The following is a 2,850-nucleotide window of genomic DNA, read 5'->3' on the forward strand; positions in this document are numbered from 1 at the left end:
GATCAGTTGTCTTGGGGTTATATAGTCAAGCAACTAAGCGCATACGGTGGATGCCTTGGCAGTCAGAGGCGATGAAAGACGTGGAAGCCTGCGATAAGGTTCGGGGAGCTGGCAAACGAGCTGTGATCCGGACATCTCTGAATGGGGAAACCCACCAACCTTCGGGTTGGTATCTTACACTGAATCCATAGGTGTAAGAGGCGAACCAGGGGAACTGAAACATCTAAGTACCCTGAGGAAAAGAAATCAACCGAGATTCCCTAAGTAGCGGCGAGCGAACGGGGACCAGCCCTTAAGCTGGACAACTGGTAGGAGAAGGCTCTGGAAAGTGCCGCCATAGTGGGTGATAGCCCCGTATCCGAAACCTGAGTTCAGTGAAATCGAGTAGGTCGGCGCACGAGAAACGTTGACTGAACATGGGGGGACCATCCTCCAAGGCTAAATACTCCTGACTGACCGATAGTGAACCAGTACCGTGAGGGAAAGGCGAAAAGAACCCCTGTGAGGGGAGTGAAATAGACCCTGAAACCGTATGCGTACAAGCAGTCGGAGCAGACTTGTTCTGTGACGGCGTACCTTTTGTATAATGGGTCAGCGACTTATGTTCAGTGGCGAGGTTAACCGTTTAGGGGAGCCGTAGGGAAACCGAGTCTGAATAGGGCGAATTAGTCGCTGGGCATAGACCCGAAACCGGGCGATCTATCCATGAGCAGGTTGAAGGTGCCGTAACAGGCACTGGAGGACCGAACCCACTGTCGTTGAAAAGCCAGGGGATGACTTGTGGATCGGAGTGAAAGGCTAATCAAGCCCGGAGATAGCTGGTTCTCCCCGAAAGCTATTTAGGTAGCGCCTCGGACGAATACCACAGGGGGTAGAGCACTGTTTGGGCTAGGGGGTCATCTCGACTTACCAACCCCATGCAAACTCCGAATACCTGTGAGTACTATCCGGGAGACACACGGCGGGTGCTAACGTCCGTCGTGAAGAGGGAAACAACCCAGACCGCCAGCTAAGGTCCCAAAGTACCAGTTAAGTGGGAAACGATGTGGGAAGGCTCAGACAGCTAGGAGGTTGGCTTAGAAGCAGCCACCCTTTAAAGAAAGCGTAATAGCTCACTAGTCGAGTCGGCCTGCGCGGAAGATGTAACGGGGCTCAAACTGGCCACCGAAGCTGCGGCTGCATACTTTGTATGCGGGGTAGGGGAGCGTTCTGTAAGCCTGCGAAGGTGTGTTGAGAAGCATGCTGGAGGTATCAGAAGTGCGAATGCTGACATGAGTAACGACAATGCGGGTGAAAAACCCGCACGCCGGAAGACCAAGGGTTCCTGCGCAACGCTAATCGGCGCAGGGTGAGTCGGCCCCTAAGGCGAGACCGAAAGGTGTAGTCGATGGGAAACGGGTTAATATTCCCGTACCTTGGATAGCTGCGATGGAGAGACGGAGAAGGCTAGGTGAGCCGGGCGACGGTTGCCCCGGTTTAAGCATGTAGGGAGTGGACTTAGGCAAATCCGGGTCCACAATCCCGAGACGCGACGACGAGTGCCCAAGGGCGCGAAGTCATTGATGCCCTGCTTCCAGGAAAATCTTCTAAGCTTCAGGCTATTCGAGACCGTACCCCAAACCGACACAGGTGGTCAGGTAGAGAATACCAAGGCGCTTGAGAGAACTCGGGTAAAGGAACTAGGCAAAATGGTGCCGTAACTTCGGGAGAAGGCACGCCGGTGTGTACGTGAAGCCCCTGCGGGTGGAGCGGAAGCCGGTCGAAGATACCAGGCCCCTGCGACTGTTTATTAAAAACACAGCACTCTGCAAACACGAAAGTGGACGTATAGGGTGTGACGCCTGCCCGGTGCCGGAAGGTTAATTGATGGGGTTAGCATTCGTGCGAAGCTCTTGATCGAAGCCCCGGTAAACGGCGGCCGTAACTATAACGGTCCTAAGGTAGCGAAATTCCTTGTCGGGTAAGTTCCGACCTGCACGAATGGCGTAACGATGGGGGCGCTGTCTCTACCCGAGACTCAGTGAAATTGAAATCGCCGTGAAGATGCGGTGTATCCGCGGCTAGACGGAAAGACCCCGTGAACCTTTACTATAGCTTCACAGTGAACTTTGAGCATGCTTGTGTAGGATAGCTGGGAGGCTTTGAAACCGGGACGCCAGTTCCGGTGGAGCCAACCTTGAAATACCAGCCTGGCATGTTTGAGGTTCTAACTCTGGCCCCTTATCGGGGTTGAGGACACTGTGTGGTGGGTAGTTTGACTGGGGCGGTCTCCTCCCAAAGCGTAACGGAGGAGCACAAAGGTGGGCTAAGCACGGTCGGACATCGTGCGGTTAGTGTAATGGCACAAGCCCGCTTGACTGCGAGACAGACACGTCGAGCAGGTACGAAAGTAGGTCATAGTGATCCGGTGGTTCTGTATGGAAGGGCCATCGCTCAACGGATAAAAGGTACTCCGGGGATAACAGGCTGATACCGCCCAAGAGTTCACATCGACGGCGGTGTTTGGCACCTCGATGTCGGCTCATCACATCCTGGGGCTGAAGCCGGTCCCAAGGGTATGGCTGTTCGCCATTTAAAGTGGTACGCGAGCTGGGTTTAGAACGTCGTGAGACAGTTCGGTCCCTATCTGCCGTGGACGTTGGAGATTTGAGGAAAGCTGCTCCTAGTACGAGAGGACCGGAGTGGACGAACCTCTGGTGTTCGGGTTGTCACGCCAGTGGCATTGCCCGGTAGCTATGTTCGGACAGGATAACCGCTGAAAGCATCTAAGCGGGAAGCCCCTTCCAAGATGAGATCTCCCCGAGGCCTCGAGCCTCCTGAAGAGCCGTTCAAGACCAGGACGTTGATAGG

At 54.6% G+C, this 2,850-nt stretch carries 1 rRNA gene; it reads left to right on the forward strand.

Annotated elements, in window-relative coordinates:
- Nucleotides 1-23: 23 nt before the first annotated feature.
- A 23S ribosomal RNA gene (locus tag Q675_RS36360) occupies nucleotides 24-2,850 on the forward strand; the annotation flags it as partial.

Source organism: Marinobacter sp. EN3 (assembly GCF_000475315.1).
GTDB classification, from domain to species: Bacteria; Pseudomonadota; Gammaproteobacteria; order Pseudomonadales; family Oleiphilaceae; genus Marinobacter; species Marinobacter nauticus.